This window comes from Stakelama saccharophila (assembly GCF_032229225.1).
Classification (GTDB): Bacteria; Pseudomonadota; Alphaproteobacteria; order Sphingomonadales; family Sphingomonadaceae; genus Sphingomonas; species Sphingomonas saccharophila.
In genome coordinates, this window is the sequence record NZ_CP135076.1 from 2,574,229 (window position 1) to 2,594,560 (window position 20,332).

9 protein-coding genes and 1 tRNA gene are annotated in these 20,332 nt (G+C 61.8%); 3 read left to right on the plus strand and 7 right to left on the minus strand.

The window, feature by feature from the left end; genetic code table 11:
- Window positions 1-231: 231 nt before the first annotated feature.
- From RPR59_RS11980 to RPR59_RS11990, 3 genes are all read left to right on the plus strand, one after another.
- The gene (locus tag RPR59_RS11980; protein ID WP_313914348.1) at window positions 232-1,533 is read left to right on the plus strand and encodes an FAD-dependent oxidoreductase; all 1,302 of its coding nucleotides are present in this window, start codon (window positions 232-234) and stop codon (window positions 1,531-1,533) included.
- A gap of 105 nt (window positions 1,534-1,638) precedes the next feature.
- A tRNA-Pro gene (locus RPR59_RS11985) sits at window positions 1,639-1,715 on the plus strand.
- Between the two features lie 97 nt (window positions 1,716-1,812).
- Entirely contained in the window at window positions 1,813-3,810 is a 1,998-nt protein-coding gene (locus RPR59_RS11990; RefSeq protein WP_313914349.1) for a site-specific integrase, read from the plus strand.
- A 260-nt stretch (window positions 3,811-4,070) separates the two neighbouring features.
- On the opposite strand, the gene proA is transcribed toward RPR59_RS11990, so the two are convergent.
- The 7 genes from proA to RPR59_RS12025 form a co-directional block, all read right to left on the minus strand.
- Entirely contained in the window at window positions 4,071-9,257 is a 5,187-nt protein-coding gene (proA, locus tag RPR59_RS11995) for an anti-phage protein ProA (RefSeq protein WP_432280316.1), read from the minus strand.
- On the minus strand, window positions 9,139-9,930 hold the full coding sequence (locus tag RPR59_RS12000; RefSeq protein WP_313914351.1) for a hypothetical protein: 792 nt from the start codon (window positions 9,928-9,930) through the stop codon (window positions 9,139-9,141). Before RPR59_RS12000 ends, proA begins: the two co-directional genes overlap by 119 nt.
- Before the next feature lie 87 nt (window positions 9,931-10,017).
- On the minus strand, window positions 10,018-11,970 hold the full coding sequence (locus RPR59_RS12005) for a 3'-5' exonuclease (RefSeq protein WP_313918497.1): 1,953 nt from the start codon (window positions 11,968-11,970) through the stop codon (window positions 10,018-10,020).
- A 349-nt stretch (window positions 11,971-12,319) separates the two neighbouring features.
- Complete coding sequence (locus RPR59_RS12010; protein WP_313914353.1) at window positions 12,320-15,361, minus strand: site-specific DNA-methyltransferase; 3,042 nt, start codon at window positions 15,359-15,361, stop codon at window positions 12,320-12,322.
- Entirely contained in the window at window positions 15,361-16,260 is a 900-nt protein-coding gene (locus RPR59_RS12015) for a hypothetical protein (RefSeq protein WP_313914356.1), read from the minus strand. The genes RPR59_RS12010 and RPR59_RS12015 overlap by 1 nt, the downstream gene beginning before the upstream one ends.
- Window positions 16,261-16,304: 44 nt before the next feature.
- Window positions 16,305-19,313, minus strand: a complete 3,009-nt coding sequence (locus RPR59_RS12020; protein ID WP_313914359.1) for a BPTD_3080 family restriction endonuclease — start codon at window positions 19,311-19,313, stop codon at window positions 16,305-16,307.
- On the minus strand, window positions 19,310-20,332 hold the full coding sequence (locus RPR59_RS12025; RefSeq protein WP_313914361.1) for a helix-turn-helix transcriptional regulator: 1,023 nt from the start codon (window positions 20,330-20,332) through the stop codon (window positions 19,310-19,312). The genes RPR59_RS12020 and RPR59_RS12025 overlap by 4 nt, the downstream gene beginning before the upstream one ends.

Below are 20,332 nucleotides of genomic sequence, written 5' to 3' on the forward strand. Positions count from 1 at the left end.
GGTTGTGCAAAGGGCAAGTCGCTCTTTCGCATCGTTGAAGTCCGTTTGCGCTGCGTCAGCAATACTCGAACATGGGCACGCAATTTTCCGAACGCATCGCCGCGAATAGGGCGAAGGTAAGCGTCGGGACGCGCCCACCCTCACCATCGCCCGATTCGTCCCGTCGCCGATCGCCGCGCTTGCTCGCGCCCGTCGCCGCGCTAGGCTGCGTCCGGCAAAGGAGGGGCCGTCATGCGCCATATCGCGATCGTGGGTTCGGGACCGGCAGGCTATTACACCGCGGAGGCAGCGCAGAAGCAGTTCGGCGACGATGTCCGCATCGATATCATCGACCGGTTGCCCGTCCCCTTCGGCCTGATCCGCTCCGGCGTCGCGCCGGACCACCAGTCGATCAAGGGCGTGTCGCGCCGGTACGAGAAGGTGGCGCTGACCGACAATGTCCGCTTCGTCGGCAATGTCACCGTCGGCAAGGACATGGCGATTGCGGAACTGCTCGGGCTGTACGACGCCGTCATTCTCGCGACCGGCGCGCCGGCCGACCGCGCGCTCGACATTCCCGGCGCCGACCTGCCCGGCGTGGTGGGATCGGCCGCCTTTGTCGGCTGGTATAACGGCCATCCCGATTTCGAGGCGCTGGACCCGCCGCTTCACGGGCCCGGCGCGGTCGTGATCGGCAACGGCAACGTGGCGCTGGACGTGGCCCGCGTCCTGGCGAAATCGCAGACGGAATTCGCCGGATCGGACATCGTCAACCACGCGCTGTCGACACTGCAGCATGCGCGGATCGATACGATCACCCTTCTCGGCCGGCGCGGCCCCCACCAGATCGCGATGACGCCCAAGGAACTGGGCGAGCTGGGCGACCTTTCACGCGCCGCGCCGATCGTCTCGCCGGACGATCTGCCGCCAGAGGCGTCGGACACCGCGCTCGACCCCGGCCAGCGCAAGTCGGTCGAGCATCTGCGCACCTTTGCCGCAACGGCTTCGGACAAGCCGATCCGGATCGTGTTCGATTTCTTCGCCCGTCCGGTTGCGATCGAAGGCGGCGACCGCGTGGAACGCGTGATCGTCGAGCGGACGGAGCTGGATGGCGATGCGCGCCCGCGCGGCACCGGCGACACCTATGTCGTGCCCGCGGGGCTGGTCGTCAGTTGCATCGGTTACCGCACGCCGCCCATTCCGGGCGTCCCCTATGACGAGCGCCGCGGCCGCTTCGCCAATGAGGACGGTCGGATCGCACCGGGACTGTACGCCGTCGGCTGGGCGCGGCGCGGCCCCAGCGGCACGATCGGCACCAACCGGCCGGACGGTTACGCCGTCGTCGAAAAGCTCGCCCGAGACCTCGCCGAAGACGGCGGCAAGCGGGGACGCGCCGGACTCGACGCCCTGCTCGCCGAACGCGATGTCGATGTCGTGACCTTCCGCGACTGGCAGCGCATCGACACCGCCGAAATCGCCCGCGCCCGAACCGGCTCCCCGCGTGAGAAATTCACCAGCATCGAAGCCTTGCTGGAGGCGCGGAGCAACCGCTGACATTTTCGCATGCACAGCGCTTGCACCGGCGCTGTCACACCGGTATAGGCGCGCCTCCAGCTAGTCGCGCCGACCCGCCAGGGACATCTCGCGCGAATACTCCGTCGGGGAGTAGCTCAGCCTGGTAGAGCACTGCCTTCGGGAGGCAGGGGCCGGAGGTTCGAATCCTCTCTCCCCGACCATTCATTGCTAAGTCACTGAAATTGCAGCGCCCATAAGGCGGTCGGGTATGCTTGTCCCCAGGCTTGTTCCCATCGCTGAACCCATGAGGCGATGTTCGTGGCTCTGCAAAACCTCCGCCTGCGCGGCGGCACCTATCATTGGCGGCGTAAAATCACCGTGCGCGGGCACGCGATCCCGCTTTCCATGGCATTGAATACCGGAAGTTTTTACCACGCCCGCAGTATCGCAGCAAAACTGGAAGCGATGCTTGAGGATTTGCGCGTGGCATATGGACAGGAAGGCACGGTAGTTCAGGCCGCGCAGTTGAAGCAGGTATTCAAGGACGCACTTCGTTGGCAACTGCGCCGCATCCAAACCGATCAGATTGCGAGTCCGCTGCCGTCCGACGATCACGCCCGCGCTAACTCCATTCACGCTGAAGCTTGGCGTTTTCTCGCCCAAAACGGCACCGATGCTCCTTGGACGATCGACGAGCATGACCGCCTTCTCGACGCAGGATGGAGCAACGCGGACGCCATGCAGGTCGCGACGTTCCTGTTCGACAACACAAATGGCGCACCCGTATCGGGGCGGCAGATCGACCAATACGCCGATTCCTTCGGCATAGCGAAAACGGAAACCAACGTTTCGGCGTTGAAACGCATTATCTGCGAAGCGCGAGCCGCCGCGTGCAGGAAGGCCACCGAAACGCTGTCGCCCGAGAATTTCGACTATAGCGACTGGGTCGACGAAGCGATGGAAGTAGACGACCCGCTCGCCTTCGAGGAAGCGGGCGACGCCGACGCCGATGCCGACCCGTCACCGCCCCCTCAAAGCCATCCGAAGGAAACGATGGCCAGCGCGCCCCCCGAGACTGAACAGGCTGTCGCCAGGAGCGACAACAAGAAGCTCCTGCGGGATGCGTGCGAGGATTGTATCTCTGCCTATGTCGCGGAAGGGGCATGGAGCGACGACACGGTGAAGCAAGTCCGGACTGCGATAACATTGTTTGACTATGCCTGCGGAACGGATGGGTATGTTGAGGACGTGTCCAAAAAAGACGTGCTCGAATTCAAGAGCCTATGTCGGGAGATTCCCAATCGCTGGGGCCGCACAACTGACGAGCAGAAGCGCGGGATCATTGCCAGTCTGGAGCGCGCAGCGAGCCTGCCGGCCGAAGAGGTTGGAATATCGCAGATCACGATGAACAAGCACATCTCGTGGATCGATACAGTGTTGCAGTTCGCGGCTAGCGATCAGGGAGGCGAGCATAGAACGGCCGACGACATAAGCTGGAAACAGGCACGCCAAGGTCTTGGCAAACGAAAGCAGAGCCAGCGAAAGCGCGATCGTGATCGACGCGCCAACTGGACCCACCAAGAGATTAAGCGCTTGTTGTCGGCGCCGATCTGGACTGGCTGCGCCCATCTTGATGACAGGTTGAACCCCGGCAAAGAAATCTATCACGACGGATGGTATTGGCTCCCGCTGATGCTTGCTCTGTATGGCGGCCGCAGCGCCGAACTTGTTGCCCTGCCCATGTCTGATATCCACGAAGACCAACCGATCCCCTTTTTTCAGATCGACTACACAGAAGATCGCGACCTGAAGAATGTGCAGTCGATCCGCAAGCTGCCCATTCACCCCGAACTGATCCGTCTCGGTTTCATTGATTACGTGTCTGAAATGCGAGCGCTCGGCCACAAATTCGCTTTTCCCGAAATGCGCGCGCCAGGGGCGTCAAGTTTCGCCAGCACCTTTTACAAGTCCGCATTCAAGCACCTTCGAAAATGGGCATTTCCTCAAGGCACAGCCTGGCGTCACAAGGTGGGCGGCGCTTGGATCGACAAAGATACGCACAGTTTTCGTGGCGCGGCATCAAGCGTCATGAAGGGCAAGGTCGAAGACAGCGTGCGATGCGACATTCTGGGTCACGAAGGCGAAACCGAAACTGCGCGGACCTATGACGAAGAAGCCGAGCTTTCGGTCAAGTTAGACGCCCTCAAACCGCTGTCGCTGTTCACCAAGCATATCGAACCGGTCCGACCAGTGCGCCTACGTCCCGCTGATCGTCAGAAACATGGGGCGCGGCGAGGGCGGCCGAAGAAGAAGTAAGTTCGCCGGTCTTGGTCCGAAGTTTCTACCAGTTGCGAGTAGAGCCTCGGCCCGCTGTGATGTCCGTGCGTGGACGTGATGGCAAGAACCGTATGTTGGGCATGCTGCCCGATACGGTTTGCCGCTTGATCTTAATCTTATCTCCGCTGGGATTTATTTTTCGAAAATCGAACGGGTTTGAGTGGTTGTAGTCGTGCCGCCAGGAGTTCAGATTTTGGCGACCGTGGCCACTATTTGTGACTGGTCATCACGACCGTCTACTACGCCGCCTCAATCCGCGCTTTGGCAGAGGCAGATAGTCGCCGAATGCCAAATTGTCGGGCCACCGAAACGCAATCTTGCCCTCGACGGGCGACCCGAAGTTCAGCTAGCGCGATATCTTCTATCTGGCGGATATCTGCGGGGGTGGCAGGGGAGCGAGCTCGATTCCAGCCCGCCGCTGATCCAGCGTCTTCCCATACGAATCGATTGCCTTCAGGCTCGGCTTCCACGAAATGCGCCCGCTCGGCACGGGCCATCACGCGATCGCGAATGACCCGTCCAGCGCGCTGAAAACTGTGCGCGCGAGCGATACGCTGGGCCAGTAGTGGCTCGGCGATGGGAGCTTCGGCAGCAAGAACATGACCAATAAGAGCACTCAATACATCGTCATAGGCTGGCTCGTAAAAGCGCTCGGCGTCGATCATTGCCGCAACCGGCGCGAAGTCGGTTACCCGATATAGATCATCTACCGTGCCGATTGCGATTGGGGCGGGTTCGACCAAGCGCGCATAAGCCGGCGCGGGGGTCACCTCGGTGTCCTGATGCTGGGCAAACTGTGTAACGCTTGCGGGATCGGCGACAGTCGCCTCAGTTTCGATCGACGGCACATCTTCCAAGCCAACCTCCGATGGCGACACGATTGGCACTTCCGCCTCTTGCTCGACCCTCTCGCGTTCAGCTGCCGCAGTTCGATCAGCGGCCAAGCAAGCCTCGATTTCGGCATGGAGCCGATCGGCAGCACGCTCCTTGTCAATCCACCAGTCGGTCGACCAGATGCGTAACAGAGTCCAGCCGAGCCCCTCCAGGATAGCCGCCCGCACCTTGTCACGGTCGCGCGCGGTTGCGGCGCTATGGTAGGCAGCACCGTCGCATTCCACGCCGACGAGATAGTCGCCCGGCCTGTCGGGATGCACCACGCCCAGGTCAATCCGGAACTTGGAAACACCGACCTGCGGCACGACCGTCCAGCCGCGCCGGCGCAGCGCTGCGGTCACCGCCTCTTCGAACGGCGAGTCGGCGCCTCCCAGCGATCCGCGTGTCGCCTCGGCCAGCGCGCGGGGACCTCGATCAGCAAATTCGATAAAAGTCTTGAGGTCGCGCACACCCTCGGCTGCAGTCCTGGTCAGGTCAATCATTCCCGGATCAAACGAGGTGAACACCGTCATCTGCCGTCGTGCCCGCGTCACTGCGACGTTGAGCCGCCGCCAGCCACCGCTGGCGTTGAGTTTGCCGAATGCCATCGACATTGTCTTGCCCGCGGGCTCGGTTGGGCCGAAATTCGTTCCGAGCAGGATGACGTCGCGTTCGTCCCCTTGCACCGTCTCGAGATTGCGGACGCACACCGGCTCCAGCCGGTTTTCGGTATCGAAATGCGGTTCGATCGCCGGATGCGCACGTCGCGCCTTGTCGAGGAGATCCTCGATCAGCTTCATTTGCTCGGCGTTCATGGTGATAATGCCGAGTGACAGCGGATCGCCCCACTCGTCCACGAATCCAGGATCGCGAAGTCGCCGCACCGCTTCCTCCACGATCGCTTGAGCCTCGATCGGGTTGGTGCGCACGCCGTTGGTGTAAACGCCGGGCACGCGACGCCAAGTCACCGCGCTGGGCCGGACTTCGGGTGAGGGAAAGGTAACCAGCTTGCTTTCATAATACCGATTGTTCGAGAAGCTGATCAGGCTTTCATGCCGGCTGCGGTAATGCCAATCGAGACTATGTGACGGCACACCCGCAGCGAGACATTCGTCCAGGATGCTCTCCATATCCTGCGCGGTATCGTCCTCGATCGTCGACGTGCCAGAACCGCGCGCGAAGTCATTGCTCGGTGGCATCTGGCGCGGGTCGCCGGCGATGACGACCTGCTTGCCCCGCGCCATCGCACCGATCGCGTCCCATGGCGTGATCTGCGACGCCTCGTCGAAAATCACCAGGTCGAACAGCGCCTGATCGGGCGGCAGATATTGCGCGATCGACAATGGGCTCATCAACATGCACGGCGCGAGGCGCGTGAAGGCGTCGCCCATTTCAGCAGCAAGCTTGCGAATCGGCTTGCTCGGCCGTTGCAATTGAAGCTGGTATTTGAGCGCGCCGTAACCGTCCTTCTTGCCAACGTCGTTCTTGTCGGGAATCAGGCCGCAAAGTTTCGCGCGAGTGTAACGCGTCGACAATTCGCTCATCTTCTCGTCAAGCGCGCGGAATCGCTCGATGCGATCCTCCTGTTCACCAGCGACGAACTGCGTGAGCAACGGCTCCTGATCGATCCGCGTAAAGGCGAACCAGCGCGCATAAGCGGTTTCGAACGTCTCGCTGGCATCCTCCGGCGCAACCCGCCCGGTCTCCAGCGCCTCTACGAGAGGTGAAAGTTCGGCCTGCACAGCCTCGGCACGCACGCGTCGCCACGCGGTCCAGTCATGCAAGCGGCGCGCATTGTCAGTCACGGCAGCGGCGCGCTCCCGCAACTTCGCGAGATCGCCATCCGCTGTCGCACCGGAAAGCATTTCAAACTGACCGACGATATCATCCAGCCGTTGGATGGCCCGGCGCAGTCGCTCCACAGCACCGGCAATAGCGCCGTCGCCCGTCAGAAGATCGTTGGCATCGACGACCAGCGCCGCCGTCGCGCGTCGTAACTCGATCAATGAGTCCGGGCTATGCGCTTCCGCCGCAATCGCCGCGCGCAATCGTTCGGCGCCGGCAATCGCAGCTTCGATCCGGTCGCCATCGCTGGCCAACCCCGCCCAGCCGGGGATATCGGACGCCTGTGGCGCAAGCCCATCGATCCGTGACAGCAGTTCGCGCATCACCGCGAGGCGTGGCAAATCAGCTTCGGGCTCGATCACCCCGGAAGCGCCGCCCGACTGAGCCAGCGCCCGACGGACCTTGCGCTGCGCGAAAGTCGCTAATAGCCAGAAACGGGCGGCGGCCTCCGTCCAAGCTCTCTGCATCGCATCGATGTCGACGCGCCGCGCGGCCTCCGGAGCATAGGCTGCGCTCAACGACGTCTCCTCGTGCCGATATCGCTCGGTCAGTTTCAGCGCCTCGCGGGTCGCGGCCACACGATCGGACATATCAGGCGAGAATGCGAACCGAAGATCGTGCCCATGAGTCGCAAGGCACGTTTCCCCAAATGCCAGCATGGCGCGCAGGCGCGTCTGGTCCTCGCCGGCCAAAGGCAATCGGGTTGCCGCCAGGAAATCCGCTCTGGCGGCGACGGCACCATCCAGCGCAACGGGCACCTCCCCCGCAGACGCGACCATCTCCTCCTGCCATGCATTGGACCATTCGATGCGCGCGACCCCGTCAAGCGCTGCCGGGACATCGGCCACGGCCTTGCGCGCAATCCCAAGCCGGCGTGCGATATCACGAAATCGGACCATCGCCTCGCTCGAATGACTGGCGCCCGACGGAAAGGTAAAAATTGGCGTCGCTTCGGTCGCGTCGCGCACGGTGCGGCCGATTGCGCGATGGATGGTCCAGCCGCTCGGATCAGGCCGGTGCAGCAGCGCCACTACGGCGTTGAGTTCGTCGCGCAATTGCCGCGTTTCGACCGCCTCCCGCTCCCATTCCTCCGTGGTGAGTTCGTCACGTGTCGTCCAGGCACTGTCGAGCTGCTTTAGCACCGCCGATTTGGTAGCCTTGGCCGAATGAAGCTCGAGACAGAACGGCGCCAACCCTCTGTCGGCTAGCCGCCGATGCACCACGTCGAGCGCTGCGCGCTTCTCGGCGACGAACAACACACGCCGGCCAAGCGCCAGATTGTGGGCAATCATATTGGCAATAGTTTGCGACTTGCCGGTGCCAGGCGGTCCATCAAGCACGAAATCACGCTCCTCGGCGGAGGCGACGACGGCGACCAGTTGAGAGCTGTCGGCCGGCAATGGCGTGAAAAGGCTGGCGGGGTCGACCTTGGCGTCCATCTCATCGGCGCGCGGAAAGGGCCCTTTGTCGACCGCCACCGACCCATCCCGATCGATCAGATGGCGAACGAGCGGGCTTTCCTTGAGTAGATCGGCCCGATCGACAAGATCCTTCCACATCAAATATTTGGCAAAAGAAAAAGTGCCGAGCGCAACGTCGGGCACGACCTCGAACCCAGCGATATCGCGCACCGCGATTCGCACTCTTCGCCAAATGCCTTCGACGTCGATCCCGCTATCGTCCTTTGGCAATTCGCCGTCCAGTCCGGGAATGGTCAGTTCGAAATCTTGGCGCAGGAGTTCGAGCAGCGTCAGGTTGAAGCGGGGTTCGTCCTCATGGGCGATCATCGTCACGCCCGACAGGGCGCTCTTGCGCTCTAGGCTCACCGGCACCAAAATCAGCGGAGCGCGATAGACCTTCTCCTCGCTGGCTGATTTTTTCCATTTGAGAAAGCCGAGCGCGAGATAGAGCGTGTTGGCACCGCCCTCCTCCAAGTCCGTGCGCGCCTTGCGGTAAAGATCAACGAGTCCCGCATCGAGCTTGTCCTTGGGCAGCAGCGAAAGCGCCTCGCCGCGCTGCATCGCCTTTTCGGCGACCTCGTTGCGCAGGCTTGATTGCGTCTGCTGATCGTATAGCTTTTCGTCGCGCCCTCCGACCTCGAGGTCGGGCATTGCAACGATGCGAACCTTCTTGCCGTCGGCAAGGACATCCTCCAGCGCGCCGGGATCGGGGCAGAGCAATTTGATGACGGTCTTGCTGTCACGCAAGTTGAGCAGGTTATTGCTGGTCGTGAGGTTGAGCAGCTTGCGCTGCCATTGTCGAATGCGCCCGCTCGCGGTCGGCGCTTCTTCGCTTACCTCGACATCGAATGCGGGAAGTGCAGGCGCCGCCTCCAAGGCCTCCGAAACAGGTTTAGTTTCGTCAGGCACAGCATGCGATATCGCGGCAACGCCGAGTGGCCGAATTTTCTGCATGCGTGCACGGCGCACATCAACGGCCAATTCGAATTGCGGGTCAGCCTCTTCAGCGATCTGACGGCGAGCGGCAGCCATCGCCTGACTAAAGCTTGCCGGTGGATTATGCGTCGCGAGTGTCGTTTCGAATATAACGAGGTCGTCGAGGTCGAACCGCCGACGCAGCGCCGCGGCTTCATCCGTGAGAAGCGCTGCGAACTCGACGGGCTGCAGCCACACTCCCACAAAGGCGTGCCCTTTTGTCAGGATCACCAACGGATTGAGGCTGGCCTGTTCTAGCGCTGCGGCGAACAACAGTGCGGTGTCGAGACAGGTTGCCAAGCGTCCCGTCGAGGATTTGCGACGGCGTTCTTACCTTCTGCCCCGCCGTTTCGAAGTTGGCGGGCGGCAGCGCATAGGACAACCGCAGCCCCGCCACTGCCGACCAGATCGCCGAAGCGAGTTCCCAGACCCGCCCGCGCTCGCCAGCCTTATAGCCATCGATTGCATCGGGTTTGCCCGCGCGTCGCAGCACGTCGGACGCCCCCTTGAGCACACGATCGACTGCCGGATCATTGGGCATGACGAAGGCGGGCAACAGTTCGGCCATTGTCACAATGCCGCCCCATTGATTATGCGCAAGCAGGTCGACCGGCTGCGTCAGTTGCGCCAGTGTTTCGCCTTCGCGGTCGCTCAACGTCAATGTTACGGTTCCAGAAAGACCCTCGGTCAGGTCCTGTAACAACCCAGCATTGAGTGCGACATCTCGGTCGGCGATGTGCAGTTCGTCACCCGCTGCCATCGCATCGATCCGCCAAGTCTTCGCCTGAACGAACGGCGGATCAGCGGCGAGCGTAAGAACCAGGTTCTCCTTTGCGTCGCTTTCGGCATGAACGGAAATGCCGAGATCGCGAATGATTGGAATCGCGTTCTGATGCGTGGCGAAGCCGACTTTCGCCGCGATCGTTGCATTAATCGTCCAGGTCACGAAATCCCCCCCTCAAGCCAGTTGCGCCGGCTCTCCCCATTCCAAAATCTCAACGAAATCAGAGGTCAGCGCAAGCCCCTGCCCTCATTACGCCAGCTCCATATCCTCCAGAAACTCCGAGCCCGGCGTCACGCCCGATACGAGTAGATGATCACGCGCACGGGTGCAGGCGACATAAAGCAAATGGCGCTCGGTCTCGTATGCGGCTTCCATCTCGCCGATGTCGCCGATCGCGCCGAGCCGCGCCGGATCGGGCAGCACATCCTCGTCACACGCCATCACAACGACGGTCCGGAATTCCAGCCCTTTGGCGTCGTGCATCGTAACGATCCGCACGCCGTCCTCAGCCCGGGGGTCCAGCCCTGCGGCCAACACTGCGGCGCGGGCGCGAGCCAATTGGCCTTGCGCGCGAACAAGGACGCCGATCTCACCGGGCTGCACGCCGTCTTCCAGCCGCGCGCTGAGGAAACGCGCGACCTCTCGACGCTCGTCCGCATCGTCGTCGGCGAGGCACAGGATCGGCACCGGTCCATCGAACACCGAGACCGTGCCGCGCCGACCTTCCTCGACCCCATCCATGTCGGTGATCGCGGGGGGCAACAGCCGATCTGCAGCCGCACGGATCTGATGCGTGGTGCGATAATTGACGCGCAGACAGTGGCTGCGCCCACGGATGTCGAGTCCCAGTCGCGCCCAGCTGAAGGGCAAGTGGAATATACGCTGCCCGATATCACCGGCCAGAAAGAGCGCATCCTCGCGTCCCGCTCCGACGGCTGCCAGGAACTTTACCTGCGCGACCGACAGGTCCTGCGCCTCGTCAACAACGACGTGGGTGAATGGAAAGGCGCCGCCATCGCGCAGAAAATCAGCCAGCCGGGCATATAACGCGGCCCAGGTCACAACCCCGCGGCTCGCCAGCCTTTGCCGCACGAAGTCGAAGACACTCCAGGCGGCCTCGCGCTGCCGGCTTCCCAATCGGATGCGCCGTCCGACGCGAGGAACCTCGGCATAATGGTCCGCATCGATAACATTCCAGGCATCAACCAGTTCTTCCCATTCCTCGAACAGGAATTCGGCAGTCAGCCCCTCGCCCAGTCCGGCCTTCTGCGCATCCGTTATCGCCGTTCGGATTTGACCCGATGTCGCCAGGTTCGGTTGGCCGAACGCCTGCGTGTAAAGCTCATACGCCGCCTGATCGAGCGCTCGGACAGTGATGCGATCGCGCAGATCAGGGGTCGATTCAGTCAGGATCCCGCACTTGGCCGATAGCGCGTCGGCGAGCGATTTGGAGAAGGTCGTCAGCAGCACCTTCGCTGTTTTCGCACGCGCCAGATGCGCGGCGCGGTGCAGCGCCACGATCGTCTTCCCCGTTCCGGCAGACCCGGAAACACGCGCCGGTCCCGACCAGTCCCGTGCCACCAGCGCCCGTTGAACCGGGTGAAGAAACACCGCCCATTTCTCGAAAGGCTGATCGAGCGCCGCCTTCAGCTCGTCAAGATTGTCGACGGTGCGGAAGCGGCGCTGCGCATCCGGATGGGCGTATGGATCGCCGTCACTCTGTTCGGCGACGTGATCCTCGATCCGGCCACCGGTCGCATGGTCTAGCAGTGCTTCCGCAGCTTCCTGCGGAAGCTTGTCGAACAGCGCATCGACCTCGGCCTCCTCGGTATCGCGAACCGGCTGCAACCAGTCACGCGGCACGCCGACGTCGAGCATCTGGTCGTCCGTCAGCCCGGCAAAAGGATAGTTGCGCGCCACTGGCGGCGAGGCAGCTTCCTTTTCCGCCAGTTCGCTTCGCGCATCGTCGAGAAGGGGCTCCGCCTGCTCTTCCTCGCCCGCCACCACCGGCACCTCGACGAACTGCATTGCGCCGGTGCGCTCATGCGGAATCAGCCGCTTGCGCTCGGCCCAGGCATAGGCCTCGTCATGGTGCGCGACATAGGCAAGCAGCACGCGGTCGCCCTCTTTGTGAAGGACAATACGGACGTCGCGATTGACGCGAACAGACCAGAATCCGTCCGCCGCGCCGATGCGGTGCATTTGCAAGCCGTTACCTCTCGGATCATCACTGATCCGGAGTGCTGTCTGGATCGCCGCGCCAGCCTCAGCTTGACTGAGTTTCGTCAGGGCGTCGGTGAAGGTAGATGCGTAGACTAAGGTCACTTGGGTTTGAACCCGTCGGGATCACGCTCCCGCAGTTTCGACCAGAAATCCTGCTCACCCTCCTGAAGCTTCGCGACTTGCTTTCGGCGCCACCTTTTGCTGCCCTTCGGCTTTCCGGGTGCAGGGCCTCGATATCGCTCAGCACCCTTGTCCCGCCGATAGCTCAGCCATCCACTGCCTTTGCCGAACAGTGTCGACCCCCCGGTATATCCCCCCTTGCCCACTGTTATACCTCCACCACCTTCATCACCTCATCCCCCAGGTGATTGATGACCTTTACCGCGACGCGCCCTCCCTTCGGCCTCGCAAACGGCCGTGAGCGCGTGCGCTTCAGGCTTTCCCAGGCGTCCTGATCGATCTCCGCCTTCAGCGTCGTTTTCAGCGCCTTATAGGGGTCGTTAGCGCCGGGGAAGTAAGCATGGCGGACGCGGAAGTTTTCGTAATCATAGTCGGTGTCGATGAACCACACGGCGATGTCATCGGCGGAATAGGGCTTCACCTCGCCGCCCTTATACATGTCGATGCCGGCGACCTCGATCGACACCTGTCCATCGCCTTCGTCATGCACCTCGATATCGGGCTCGCCGAACACGGTGAACAGATTGCCCGCGCCGGTATTGGCAAGGTCGGGCATATGCAGATCGGGGTTGATCCGCGCCTGTAGCACCGTCAGCGCGCCCATCCGGTCGAACTCGGACGCATGGGCGTCGAAGTTGAACGCGGCGGCGATCAGCAGGTCGAACCCGGCTTCCGCCGCCTCGCGCGCGGCGGCGGTCAGATCGGGGCGCGAGACGGTGCCATATTCGGGCCCCACCAAAATCGCGGCGCGGCGTGTCGGCGCATCTGCTTTGGAAGCAGCCTCGCCATCGCCATCCTCACCCTCGGCAACCAGCGACGCCTGTTTCACCAGCCCCTCGGCGCAGATGAAGCGGCCCGGCCAGCCCTTTAGCTGGGTAAAGACCAGCCGGTCGGCTTTATGCGCCTGCTGCACACCCGATTTGCGCAGGTTATCGAGCACCATCGGCACGAAGTCCACAGCCTCGCCGCTCTTATCCGGCCCCTTGCGGCGGCCCTCGCTCGCCTCCAGCTCGTCGAACAGGCTGTCGTCGACGTCGACCGCCGGCACCCGGTGCGGCGAGAGCGATTCCACCGTGAACGGCCCCGCGACGCGCACGCGCGCATTGTCCTCATAGGGCTGGTCATAGAGATATTCGGTATCGGCCTTGGCGGCGATCGACTTGTCGATTTCCTTCTGCCGTTCGATGCGCAGCCGCCACCATTCGGCGTGAAGCTTCTCGGCCTCCGCATCGTCCCATGGATCGACGGGATGGTCGGGCAAAGTATCGAGCGTATAGTCGCGGCCAAGCGCATCGTTCACCACGCCCAGCCATTTGGCGCGTGTGGCGGAGCTGGCGCCGGACTTTTGCGCCTTGCCCCGCGCATCGGCGGCGGCGTCGAGCCAGGGCGATCCCGGCTCGCGCGGCATCGTCCATTCCTCGAACGGCGGCAGGTCGGCATCGGCGGGCGCGGGCGCGACATTGGGTTCGTCGCGCATGTAACCGGCGGCATCATCGGCATAATGCCGCCCGCGGCTCTCGTTGATCCGGCGGCGCAGCGGCTCCAGCTTTTCCTGATAGCCCGCCCAGATCGTGTCGATCTCGGCATTGTTGGCGATCGATTTGAGCGTGATGTGCGGGACGCGCCTATAGACGAAGCCCTGCCGGATGCGGCCATAGGTGGGCGTCGTGGCGGGCACCGAGCGCGTCACCTCCGCCTCTTTCCGCTGCCCCTCGGCACTGTCGGCGAGCAGATACCAGGGATAGCGCGCGCCCATGATCCGCGCGCGGGCGAGCGCGAGCGCGACGCGGCTGGTGTCGATCGTGATCCACCGCCGACCCCATTGCTCGGCGACATAAGCGGTGGTGCCCGATCCGCAGGTGGGATCGAGGACGAGGTCGCCGGGATCGGTGGTCATCAGGATGCAGCGTTCGATGACCTTGGTGCCAGTCTGCACAACGTAAGTCTTATCCGACCCCACACTTCCAGCGGTATCGGTCCAAAGTCCCGTCATGGGGTAAGCCGCAAAGTCGTCAACGTAGCGCCTAAATCTGAGAGTGTTCCCGCTCGGTTGAAGGCGAGACGCGAGTTTCAATCGCTTGAAACGCTGTGAATCGGTTTTCCACCACTGAGTAGTGGACGGCTTGAAAGTCGTTCCCTCGAAGGCAATTTCGAATTTTGAGCCGGGATTTTGGGAAGTCAGACTGGTCGCCTGCATCAAGCGAAATTCGCCGTCTGCATCGCTCACTGCTGCTATCGGCTTTTGCGTCCCGTCGGGAAAGACAGCCGTGTTATATCCCGAAACCGAAACCTCTTCTCCATCATATTTGGAGATGTAAGGTTGTCGATATTTCACTGCCCCAGCGTCTTTAGCGAACCACAAAATGTAATCGACATTGCCGGCGAGCAAATTGGTTCGTTGCCCTCCGGTCTTTTTGAACGCGATCTCGCTTACAAAATTCTCCTCCCCGAACACTTCGTCCATCAGAGCGCGGACGCGATGAACGTTCTCGTCGCCGATCTGGACGAAGATCGAGCCGCTGTCGGTGAGCAGGTCGCGCGCCACGGTCAGCCGGTCGCGCAAATAGGTGAGATAGGAGTGGATGCCGTCGCGCCAGGTGTCGCGGAACGCCTTCACCTGTTCGGGCTCGCGGGTCAGATGGTCGGCCTTGCCGTCCTTCACGTCGCGGCTGGTGGTGCTCCACTGGAAATTGGAGTTGAATTTGATGCCATAGGGCGGGTCGATATAGATGCACTGCACCTGCCCCTTCAGCCCCTCGCGCTCGGCCAGGCTCGCCATTACCTGCAACCCGTCGCCCAGGATCATGCGGTTCGACCAATGCTGGTCGTGCTCGTAGAATTCGGTGCGCTGGTCGGGCTCGATCCCGTTGAAATCGGCGAACAGGTCCGCAATCGGTTCGGGCTCGTCACGCTGCGACGCGCGCTTCAGATCCTCGATCAGCGCCTTGGGGTGAATCTTCTCCTGAATATAAAGCGGCGGCGCATTGACGATCAGGTCGGACCAGTCCGCCACATCCTTGCCGCGCCACACCAGTTGCGGATCGAGATCCTTGTTGCGCCGCTCATACGCCGCGACGATCGGCCGCTTCATATCGGCATCGACAAACGCCTCCAGCTCCGCCGTCGGCGCATTCTTCCGCGTCGCCTCATCATGCGTCAGCGTGTCGATCGAAAGGGGTTTCTTGGCCATTATTTCCGGTCCATTGGGGCTTGATAATGGGCAATCCCATGCGCTTTCAAAAGCGCACGAATTTCCCCTGGAATTTCTGTTTCGGTGACAAGCATTGCTGACACTACGCCAGCTTGTCTGATGTCCATGGCATCCAACACGGCGCGATATTTTATGCACTGAAAGACGCCGCGTCGCAGGTCGATCAAATTGGAATCTCGAGACTTCACCTCAATCGCGACAACCTCTTCTGGTAGCCTAAAAACTGCATCGACCCTATCCGCCGAATCCAAAACAACTTCCGTTTCCGCAACTGCGGATCGAAACTTGCGCCGAATGCTGGAGGGATTTTCGCAAACCCACAGTCGCAAGGCTTCATGATTTGGGCCTTCGCCATTTCTACCGTAGCGAATGCCATCTTCCTCAGTCCCGGCTTTTCGCTGTTTTCGCTGTTGACGGATGGCCTCCGCATTAAGAGGCTCACCATAGGCTGCTTGGAAAAGCGACTGCCATCGCTCCCTGGGCGTGGAATATACCTCACCCGCGGCCCTGTCGAAGGTGCGACGCCACAACTTGCGGTAAAGATTCTTCGCGTTATCGCGGCGCAGCAGTGGTTCGTCGAAGCGGTTCGCGAGATACCACCCGGCACCATCACTCGGTAGCTCGGTATCTTGCTCAACAAGCAGTGCGTTCAGCAGGGGAGCGGAGGGGTCTGCACGAAGCAGCTTGTCTATCATGGTCCCGGCCGTCAGACCCGTCCGACCGGCTCGCGCGATACGATCAAACCCTACTTCCTGCTCAAGCCGCAGTTTCGCCTCTCCGTAGGTCAGAAACGAATTGTCGAGGGCTGCGGCAACGAGCCACCGCATCAACGCCTTGGTTGCTGCATCTGAACTGAGATTCTCGTTAGTTTGCTTCATCGTGCCCTAGCCCCGCAATTCGCCGCAAAAGTTGCGCCTGTCCGTCACTCACCCCCAAGCTCATCCAGCCACGCCTCTACCTTCGCCGCGAACTCGGTCTTGATCGTCCACACGTCCTTGAACTCGGCGAACGCCCAGCGGCCGTGCGTGCCGAGATTGTTGACGCCGGGCACCCAATAGGCGCGCATCGTTTCCGCCTTGGCCTTGTCTGCTTCGTCACGTTCGCCCTTGATCTCGACGACCAGGTTCAAGGGATCGTCGGCGCCGTGACCATCATCAATCGCCAAGATGAAGTCGGGTCGATACTGGTGGACTTCGTCGCCGAGCCTGTAGGGCACATCGAACCCCAGATTGTGGTTCTTCACCCAGGCAAAGACCCGTTTGTGCTCGTCCGCCACGCGGCAGAACTCGGCTTCCCAGTCGCTGTCGATCACCGCGAAGTTGACGTGGCAGCGCGGGCCGGTTTCGTAGCGGTCCTTGCTAGTCATGAAGCTGACGTGACGGGTCGATCCGGACTGGTTGTAGGGATCGAGCATCGCCAGCACGCGCTCGCCACCTTCCTGCCCGGCGACGATCGCGGCCATCACCTTGTCGGCGACGCGATCGGCAATCTCGTAATAGAGCAGCTGCGCGGGATAGGTGCCGCCCGAACAGACGAGATGCTCCTTCATCCAGCGCCGCACTATCGACTTCATCTGCATAATCAGGCCGACCTTCGGTGTCTCGTCCGCATCGGTCAGGCGGCGTTTGACGATCCGCTCGGCGAGCTTGAACGCAATGGTCGAAGTGCGCTGGTCTTTCAGATGTTCGACGGTCAGGTCGGCCTGCTCGCCGATGATGCCGGCATTCACCGTCTCGGTCGCACCGACTAGGTCCGGCGTCAGTTCCAGCGTCGAATCCTCGCTGAATTCAGCCCGGATCGTGTCGCGCGGGAATTCGGTGCGATAACCCTCGACCCGCGGAAAGCGGATTTCGGACATGTCGCGCTCCGGCGATAGCGCGTGGATGCGGACCATGTCGTCCGGTTTCGATGGTTTCGACACGACCGGCTGCGCGGTGAAATCGAACGGAATGCCGAGCACATCGGCATATTCGACCTTGAATTTGCCATCGTCCTGCAACTGGTAGGACTGACGGCGCAGCGCACGACCGATCACCTGCTCGCACAGCAATTGCGTGCCGAACGCGCGAACGCCCAGGACATGGGTGACGGTGTTGGCGTCCCACCCCTCGGTCAGCATCGAGACCGATACGACGCAGCGGATTTGCTCGCCCAGCTGCCCCTTGCGCCCCACGGTGTTCATCACTTCGCGCAGGATCGCCTCGTCGGTCACTTTGTCGGCTGCGCCAGCCCCCTCGCGCTGCACCAGCTCTTCCTTGAAGCGGTGGATTTCGTCGGCAGCTGCTTCCTTGAACTCGTTCGAAATCCCCTCGCCGCTTTCAAGCTGCTGACTGTCGATCAGCAGGGTGCGCATACGCGGCAGGGCGGTCCCTTCCGGATCATAGTTGCGGAACAGCTTGCACTTGCCGGGAACGAGCGTGCGATTGCCCTTGTCGTCCTTGATCTCATAGCCGGCGATATAATCGTGGACGAGCTTCGACGTGGCGGTGTTGTTGCACACGACGATGAAGACCGGGTCGACACCGACCCCCGCTTCCTGCCAGAGCGCGTGCGTCTTCTCATAATGACCGTAAAGCGCGTCGATCGCCGACAGCAGGGGGCTGGGCAGCTTTTGCGGATCATGGCCCTTCGCGCTCGCCCTGCCCTTTTTCGGTAGCTGGACGGGGCCTTTCTGAATTTCCTCCCAAAGGTTGCGAAACATCGGGGTGTCGCCGCCGGGCACATTGTCCATGATCGGCACGCGCGGCAGCTTCACGATGCCGCATTCGATCGCATCCATCAGCGAAAAATCGCTCATTACCCAGCCGAACAGCGACCCTTCGCGATAGCCAGAGCCTTTGAGGAAAAAGGGCGTCGCCGACAGGTCATAGACCATGTTGACGCCCAGCTCGCGCTTGACCGCCTCGATGCCCGAAATCCACAGGCGCGCGGCTTCGGCATTCTCCTTCGCCTCGGCCAGGTCGTCGCCCTTCAGCGCCTTCTGTTCTTCCTCAGTCAGCGGGCGTTCGCGATAACAATGATGCGCTTCGTCGTTCAGCACGACGATGTTTTTCATTCCCATCAGGCCCCCGGCGACGCGGCGGATCATCGCACCGTCCGTCTCCTCGCGATCCTCAGTCGCAAGCGCGGCCTGCTGCACCTTGTTGAGGCCCAGCTCCTTCTTCTTCTTGAACGCGTGATAATTGGTGATGACAATCTTGGCCTTGCCCATGTCGGGCAGCATGTCCTCGGGCACGATCTCGCGATATTTGTAATAGCTGTCGGCATCGTTGGGTTGGAGCACACGCAGCCGGTCCTTGATCGTGATGCCCGGCGCGATGATCAGGAAGCCGCGCGAAAAGCGCTTGGCATTCGGGTGGCGCACCGCATTCAATGTGTTCCAGGCGATTAGCATCGCCATCACCGTTGTCTTGCCCGCGCCGGTCGCCAGTTTGAGCGCAAGCCGCGTCAGCTCCGGATTGGAGGCAAGGTTCGCCGCCTCCAGATGCGCCCAGAAACGTCTACCCTGCGAAGAGCTTTTCGGCGCGACCTCGGTCAGCCAGATGACCGTCTCCACCGCCTCCACCTGGCAGAAGAACGGCTTCTGGTTCGCGAAATCATGATGACGCCAATGCTTGAGTAACCGCGCGGTTGTCGCGGTCACCTGCCATTGGCTTTCGGGTAGCTGCCGCCAGCTTTCGACCGCCGAACGGATACCGTTGATCACCTCGGTCGGATTATATTCCTGACCATCTTCGGCGAGCAGGTCGTCCTGCACCGCCACACGCCCCCGAACCTTCTTCGCCTTCGGGATCGGAGACACAAGCGCACTTGGCCGCCTGCGCGGCACGACCACGTTCGTCGGCTGGCCGCCAGCGTCGAGTTCCCAGTGCCGTGACGGTTCGTCATAGGGCGAATTAAGAATGGGCGAATCGAAAAATGCTTCCGTCATATGGAGATAGATTCCTTCGCCATCTTCCCACCTTCATTAGCTCGTGTGGCATTCATCGCCAGCGCCAACCTTTCCCGCATCACCTCATCCAGCGCGGCCGGCCCCTCGATCACCACGTCACCGCCCCAGGTGAACAAATGCTCGGCAATTTCGCGCAGCCCGCCAGCGCGGAACCTGACGATCAGCTCGCCGCCGCGCTCCTCGACAGTCTGCGCAGGATGAAATCGCCAGCGTCGGGCACGGTCCACGGCATCCGGTAGGATGCGAAGGACGACGTCGTGCGCATCCTCGTGCCAAACGCCAAAGCTCCTGTTGATCCAGGCATCAAGGTCCCAGTCGTCAGGTGCGCAACCCGGCAAATTGCTGGCCCGCACATCCTGCATGCGATCAAGCCGATAATATACCGGCGGCTTGTCGCTGGTCGGCATTTGGCCGACCAAATAAGTCACCGGCCCATGCACCAGCCCGTAAGGAATGACGCGGCGCCAACGGGGCTCGCTTGCCTCCTCTGCTCGATAGTCAAATTCCAGACAGCAACCCACCAGGATCGCCCCCTGCACCGCTGCAAGCGTTTCTGGAGTGGCACCCAGCACAGGCCCGGCCGGCACCATCATTCGCTGCAAACGAACAAGCGCCTCAAGATCGGGATCGAGCCGCCGCTTTTCGCGGTCATCAAGCGCACCTTTCACCTTGGCAAGAAGACTGTCGAGCGCCTGCGCGCGCAGCGCGCCCTGAAGACGCCTCGCATCTGCTTCGGCCTGAAGCGCGGCTACTTCGGCCGCCGTCGGTTTGGTGAATACCCGACGAAGCGAATCCCGAATCCGAAACCGCTTGTGTCGCTCGTCGACGACGTCCTCGAGATCAAAATGGCGGGCGATGACATCGCGCAACCGCTCCGCCGTTCGGCGATTCACGCTGAGTTCGCTCGCCATTTCGTCAAGCGTCAAACCTTCAGCGCTATCGCTAAGCAAATGGACAAGCTGAAGCGCGCGATCGAGTTTCGCCATACGTTCAGCCAT

Excerpts from the sequence above, each read along its gene's own strand:
- RPR59_RS12010 (WP_313914353.1), bottom strand. The coding sequence starts at position 15,361 with ATGGCCAAGAAACCCCTTTCGATCGACACGCTGACGCATGATGAGGCG.
- RPR59_RS12020 (WP_313914359.1), bottom strand. The coding sequence starts at position 19,313 with ATGACGGAAGCATTTTTCGATTCGCCCATTCTTAATTCGCCCTATGAC.
- RPR59_RS11980 (WP_313914348.1), top strand. The coding sequence starts at position 232 with ATGCGCCATATCGCGATCGTGGGTTCGGGACCGGCAGGCTATTACACC.
- RPR59_RS12005 (WP_313918497.1), bottom strand. The coding sequence starts at position 11,970 with ATGCACCGCATCGGCGCGGCGGACGGATTCTGGTCTGTTCGCGTCAAT.
- RPR59_RS12015 (WP_313914356.1), bottom strand. The coding sequence starts at position 16,260 with ATGAAGCAAACTAACGAGAATCTCAGTTCAGATGCAGCAACCAAGGCG.
- RPR59_RS12025 (WP_313914361.1), bottom strand. The coding sequence starts at position 20,332 with ATGGCTGAACGTATGGCGAAACTCGATCGCGCGCTTCAGCTTGTCCAT.